This is a genomic window from Burkholderia sp. HMSC10F09, assembly GCF_001806955.1.
Classification (GTDB): Bacteria; Pseudomonadota; Gammaproteobacteria; order Burkholderiales; family Burkholderiaceae; genus Burkholderia; species Burkholderia multivorans.
On record NZ_KV786551.1, the window covers coordinates 1 to 5,392 of the forward strand.

Consider the following 5,392-nt stretch of genomic DNA (forward strand, 5'->3'; position numbering starts at 1 on the left):
GGGGCCGCCGCGCGATGGCGCGGGGCCTGCAATGGCTCGAAGCGGGCGGCGCATTCCGGCGCCCGCCCGGCGTATCGAGGTAGTCCAATAAAGAGGAGTGGAGACATGAGATCCGTGACGCGTCGTACCGTATTGAGTTCGCTCGCCGGCGCCGCAGCGCTGGCGGTCCTCGCGCTTGGCGCGCCGCTCGCGCACGCGAGCAAGGACAAGCCCGAGATCGGCTTCTGCATCGACGATCTGCGCGTCGAGCGCTGGTCGCGCGATCGCGACTATTTCGTCGCCGCCGCGACGAAGCTCGGCGCGAAGGTGTCCGTGCAGTCGGCCGACGCGAGCGAGGAGCGGCAGATCTCGCAGATCGAAAACCTGATTTCGCGCGGCGTCGACGTGATCGTGATCGTGCCGTTCAATTCGAAGACGCTCGGCAACGTCGTCGCCGAAGCGAAGAAGGCCGGCATCAAGGTCGTGTCGTACGACCGATTGATTCTCGATGCGGACGTCGACGCATACATCTCGTTCGACAACGAGAAGGTCGGCGAGCTGCAGGCGCAGGGCGTGATCGACGCGAAGCCGAAGGGCAACTACTTCCTGCTCGGCGGCGCACCGACCGACAACAACGCGAAGATGCTGCGCGCCGGCCAGATGAAGGTGCTGAAGCCCGCGATCGACCGCGGCGACATCAAGATCGTCGGCCAGCAGTGGGTGCCGGAGTGGAGCGCATCGACCGCGCTGCGGATCGTCGAGGATGCGCTGACCGCGAACAACAACAAGATCGACGCGATCGTCGCGTCGAACGACGGCACCGCGGGCGGCGCGATCCAGGCGCTCGCCGCGCAGCATCTGGCCGGCAAGGTGCCCGTGTCGGGGCAGGACGCCGATCTCGCGGCCGTCAAGCGCGTGATCGCGGGCACGCAGACGATGACCGTCTACAAGCCGCTGAAGCTGATCGCCGGCGAAGCGGCGAAGCTCGCGGTCGATCTCGCGAAGGGCACGAAGCCCGCGTACAACGCGCAATACGACAACGGCAAGAAGAAGGTCGACACCGTGCTGCTGCAGCCGACGCTGCTGACCAAGCGCAACGTCGACGTCGTCGTGAAGGACGGCTTCTACACCCAGGCGCAGCTGGCGAGCCAGTAAGCGGCGCGACGCGCGCGGCCGGCCGCGGGTGCCGGGTGCGGCCGCGCGCACACTGCGAGGCACGAACGTATGACCGAACCCTTGCTGACGATGCGCGGCATCGTCAAGGATTTCGACGGCGTGAAGGCGCTCGACGGAATCGACCTGACCGTGCGGCCCGGCGAATGCGTCGGGCTGTGCGGCGAGAACGGCGCGGGCAAATCGACGCTGATGAAGGTGCTGTCGGGCGTCTATCCGCACGGCACGTGGGAGGGCGAGATCCGCTGGGAAGGTGCGCCGCTCGTCGCATCCGGCGTGCGCGATACCGAGCGCGCGGGCATCGTGATCATTCACCAGGAGCTGATGCTCGTGCCCGAACTGTCGGTGGCCGAGAACATCTTCCTCGGCAACGAGATCACGCTGCCCGGCGGGCGCATGCACTATGCCGAGATGGTGCGACGCGCCGAGGCGCTGCTGCGCGAACTGCGGATCGACGCGATCAACGTCGCGCAGCCCGTGATGAACTACGGCGGCGGCCATCAGCAATTGATCGAGATCGCGAAGGCGCTGAACAAGCGCGCGAAGCTGCTGATTCTCGACGAACCGTCGTCGTCGCTGAGCGCGTCGGAGACGCGCATCCTGCTCGACATCGTCCGCGATCTGAAACGGCGCGGCGTCGCGTGCGTGTACATCTCGCACAAGCTCGACGAGGTCGAAGCCGTCTGCGACACGGTCACCGTGATCCGCGACGGCCGCCACGTCGCGACCGAGCCGATGCGTGCGCTGACGACCGACCGGATCATCTCGATGATGGTCGGCCGCGAGATCCGCAACCTGTATCCGCGCGAGCCACACGAGATCGGCGACGTCGTGCTCGATGTGCGCAACGTGACCTGCTACGACGTGACGAACCCGCGGCGCAAGCGTGTCGACGACGTGTCGTTCAGCGTACGGCGCGGCGAGATTCTCGGTGTCGCGGGCCTCGTCGGCGCCGGGCGTACCGAGCTGATGCAGGCGATCTTCGGCGCGTATCCGGGCGCGTGCGCGGCCGACGTACGGATGAACGGCCGGCCGCTCGCGATCCGTGCGCCGGGCGATGCGATCCGCGCGGGCATCGCGATGGTGCCGGAGGACCGCAAGCGGCACGGCATCGTTCCGCAGCTCGGCGTCGGCCACAACATCACGCTGTCGGTGCTGCGGCGCTTCGCGGCGCGCGGGCGGATCGACGCGGCCGCCGAACTCGACGCGATCCGCACCGAGATGCAGCGGCTGTCCGTGCGTGCCGCGCATCCGTTCCTGCCGATCGCGAGCCTGTCCGGCGGCAATCAGCAGAAGGCCGTGCTGGCGCGCATGCTGCTCGCCGACCCGCAGGTGCTGATTCTCGACGAGCCGACGCGCGGCGTCGACGTCGGTGCGAAAGCGGAGATCTACCGGCTGATCTTCGCGCTCGCGAAGCGCGGCGTCGCGCTGATCGTCGTGTCGTCGGAGATGCCCGAGGTGCTCGGGCTCGCCGATCGCGTGCTCGTGATCGGCGAGGGCGAGCTGCGCGGCGATTTCGTCAACGACGGCCTGACGCAGGAACAGATTCTCGGCGCCGCGCTGAAAGCCGGCCGGCGCCCGACCGAACCCACCGCAACGAGTGCGACATGAATACCGAACTGTCTTCCTCTACGTCTTCCGCCGGCGCGCCGGGCGGTGCGCCCGGTGCCGACGCGCGCCGCGGCGCGGGCCGGCCGCTGCGGCAGATCTTCGTCCGCTACAAGGTGCTCGCGCTGCTGTTCGCGGTCGCCGCGATCTGGCTGTTCTTCTCGGTGCTGACCGACGGCGCGTTCGTTACGCCGCGCAACGTGTCGAACCTGCTGCGGCAGATGTCGATCACCGGGATGCTCGCGTGCGGCATGGTGTTCGTCATCATCGCGGGCGAGATCGACCTGTCGGTCGGTTCGCTGCTCGGGCTGCTCGGCGGCGTCGCGGCGATTCTCGACGTGAACCGCCACTGGCCCGTAGCCGCGACCGTGCCCGCCGTGCTCGCGCTCGGCGTGCTGATCGGGTTGTTCAACGGCTGGTGGTCGACCTATCGGCGCGTGCCGTCGTTCATCGTCGGGCTCGGCGGGATGCTCGCGTTTCGCGGCGTGCTGCTCGGTGTGACCGGCGGTTCGACCATCGCGCCGGTATCGGACGGCTTCGTGTTCATCGGGCAGGGCTATCTGCCGCGCGCCGTCGGCGACGGCCTCGCGCTGCTGCTGTTCGCGCTCGTCGCGCTGCTCGTCGTGCGTCAGCGCGGCACGCGGCGCCGCTACCGGCTCGCGGTCGCGCCGGTGTGGCAGGACGCGGCGAAGGTCGTCGGCGCGGGTGCCGTGCTGTTCGCGTTCGTGGCGACGCTCGACCGTTACGGCGGCATTCCGGTGCCGGTCCTGCTGCTGCTCGCGCTGCTCGGCGTGTTCTCGTGGATCGCGACGCAGACCGTGTTCGGCAGGCGCATCTATGCAGTCGGATCGAATCTCGAGGCGACGCGGCTGTCCGGCGTCGACACCGACCGCGTGAAGCTGGCGATTTTTGCGCTGATGGGGCTGATGTGCGCGTTCGCGGGGATCGTGAACACCGCACGGCTCGCCGCAGGATCGCCGTCCGCCGGCACGATGGGCGAACTCGACGCGATCGCCGCGTGCTTTATCGGCGGTACGTCGATGCGCGGCGGGTCGGGCACCGTGTACGGCGCGCTGATCGGCGCGCTCGTGATGGCGAGTCTCGACAACGGGATGTCGATGCTCGACGTCGACGCGTACTGGCAGATGATCGTCAAGGGCGCGGTGCTGGTGCTCGCGGTGTGGATCGACGTCGTGTCGCGATCGAACCGGCGCTGAGGCGTGGTGGGCCGCGAACGATGCGGCGTGCGTGCGCAGAGCGGTCGTGCGCACGCACGCATCGCGCTAGGACCGGTCGCGATTGCGTGCGCGCGTCGCGCCGGTGATCACGGCGATGCCGAACAGGATGACGGCGACGATCTCGATGATGTGCTGCGACACATGCAGCGTCATCAATCCCCATGCGACGCCGCCGATGAAAATGATCCATCCGACCAGGTAGATAAGCAGAGTCATCGTTTTTCTCCTTACGGTTCGGGTTCATCGTGTTCGGCGACGGCCGCCGCGCTGTCGTCGGCCGTCGCCGCCGCATGTGCATGCAGGCCGAGGCGCTCCATCAGACGCTGCGCGTCGAACGGCGCGTGCGTTTTCGCATCGTTGTCGAAATAGCAGTACACGTCGCGCGTCTGCGCGCGCGGCGGCGGCAGTTCCGGCGCGGCGAGCCGTGCGTCGGCAGGCTGCGTGCCGCGGCGCCATGCGTCGATCCGGTTCGCCCAGCGGTCGAGCGCGGCATCCGAGTATTCGCCCGAATATTTCGTTTCGGTGCCGTGCAGCCGCATATAGACGAAATCCGCGCTCAGATCCTCGAACTGCGGCCATGGCTCGGTCGAATCCGACACGACGAGTGCGACCTTGTGGCGGCGCAGCAGCTTTATGAACGCCGGATCCATGAAGCTCTCGTGGCGCACCTCGATCGCGTGACGCAAGCGGCGCTTGCGGTCGATCCTGAGGTAGGGCGTCTTCACGCGCGCGTCATGCCGTTCGGCGAACGCGAGCGCCGCTTCGGTATCGTGCGGCAGCAGTGTCAGGAAGCGCTCGATGTGCTCCGCGTCGAAGCGCAGGGAGGGCGGGAACTGCCACAGGATCGGGCCAAGCTTGTCTTTCAGCGCAAGCACGCCCTGTGCGAAGAAGTTCGCGGCGCCGACCGTCGCCGCTTCGTCGCGAAAGCGCAGCAGATGCGTCAGGTAGCGGGCGCCTTTTACGCTGAACGTGAATCCCGGCGGTGTCTGTGCGTACCAGTGCTGCCAGCTGTCCAGCGATTGCAGGCTGTAATGCGTTCCGTTGATTTCGATCGTCTGCATCAGGCTCGACGCGTAGCGCAGCTCCGCTGCCTGCTTCAGTCCTTGCGGGTAGAACGTGCCGCGCCATCCCGCGTAGCGCCAGCCTGAAATGCCGATTCGAATCTCGCCTGATCTCTTTTTCACGTCGATGTTCGAATGTCGATGGGGTCTCGATCGGGATCAGGCGAGCAAGGGTCGTTCCTGGGACGGCATGCGGGGCGGGCACCGAGTGCGCCTGCATTGGGTCGCGCGTCGCTATGCGGGCTTCGAGCGCCCACGCGGCACGGGGCTTTGTGGCCGGTGCTTACGCAGCCCGGGCGACGAGCGGGGGTGTCAGGATTTCCGTGTTCAAGG

The 5,392-nt window shown here is 67.5% G+C and carries 5 protein-coding genes; 3 read left to right on the plus strand and 2 right to left on the minus strand.

The features are described from left to right. Positions 1–105 precede the first annotated feature (105 nt). From xylF to HMPREF3115_RS04255, 3 genes are all read left to right on the plus strand, one after another. Positions 106–1,134, plus strand: coding sequence for a D-xylose ABC transporter substrate-binding protein (gene xylF / locus HMPREF3115_RS04245; protein ID WP_006397036.1), 1,029 nt, complete (start codon positions 106–108; stop codon positions 1,132–1,134). 69 nt (positions 1,135–1,203) lie between these two features. Further along, a complete protein-coding gene (gene xylG, locus HMPREF3115_RS04250) occupies positions 1,204–2,763 on the plus strand; it encodes a D-xylose ABC transporter ATP-binding protein (protein ID WP_006403522.1) in 1,560 nt (519 codons plus the stop codon). Beyond that, positions 2,760–3,977, plus strand: a complete 1,218-nt coding sequence (locus HMPREF3115_RS04255; RefSeq protein WP_059939704.1) for a sugar ABC transporter permease — start codon at positions 2,760–2,762, stop codon at positions 3,975–3,977. Before xylG ends, HMPREF3115_RS04255 begins: the two co-directional genes overlap by 4 nt. Before the next feature lie 66 nt (positions 3,978–4,043). Here the strand turns inward: HMPREF3115_RS04255 and HMPREF3115_RS31450 are convergent, their stop codons facing one another. Both HMPREF3115_RS31450 and HMPREF3115_RS04260 read right to left on the minus strand, forming a co-directional pair. Continuing rightward, positions 4,044–4,214 (minus strand): hypothetical protein, encoded by a 171-nt coding sequence (locus HMPREF3115_RS31450; protein WP_006397039.1) that lies wholly within the window; start codon positions 4,212–4,214, stop codon positions 4,044–4,046. An 11-nt stretch (positions 4,215–4,225) separates the two neighbouring features. Then, on the minus strand, positions 4,226–5,182 hold the full coding sequence (locus HMPREF3115_RS04260) for a DUF72 domain-containing protein (protein WP_070553490.1): 957 nt from the start codon (positions 5,180–5,182) through the stop codon (positions 4,226–4,228). Between the last annotated feature and the right edge of the window lie 210 nt (positions 5,183–5,392).